The 434-nt window shown below is 74.7% G+C and carries 1 protein-coding gene; it reads left to right on the top strand.

Annotated features, from left to right (window positions below; all coding sequences use genetic code 11):
- The coding region (locus G3I78_RS48720) for a beta-galactosidase (RefSeq protein ID WP_203616551.1) at window positions 1-434 on the top strand (434 nt) is incomplete at both ends.

Here is a 434-nt window from a genome sequence, read left to right as displayed (position 1 = left end):
CCCGGAGATCCTGCCGCAGACGCGCACGGGCGAGACGCTGTGGCCCGGGGCGCGCCAGCAGTGGCGCCCGACGTCGCCGGTCTTCCGTGAGCACGCGCTGCGCCTCGTGGAGCGCATGGCCGAGCGCTACGGCAACCACCCGGCGCTCGTCGCGTGGCACGTCTCGAACGAGCTCGGCTGCCACAACGTCGACGACTTCTCCGACGACGCCGCGGCGGCGTTCCGCACGTGGCTGCGCGACCGCTACACGACCCTCGACGCGCTCAACGACGCGTGGGGCACGGCGTTCTGGTCGCAGCGGTACAGCGCGTGGGAGCAGATCCTGCCGCCGCGCCTCGCGGCGTCGCGCCCGAACCCCACGCAGCCGCTCGCCTTCACGCGCTTCTCGTCCGACGCGCTGCGCCAGTACCTGCGCGCGGCGGCCGCGCTCCTGC

The sequence above is a fragment of the Streptomyces sp. SID13726 genome (assembly GCF_010548375.1).
Lineage (GTDB): Bacteria > Actinomycetota > Actinomycetes > Streptomycetales > Streptomycetaceae > Streptomyces.
The sequence above is the reverse complement of the archived record's forward strand: the minus strand, read 5'-3'. Positions and strand labels throughout refer to the sequence as shown.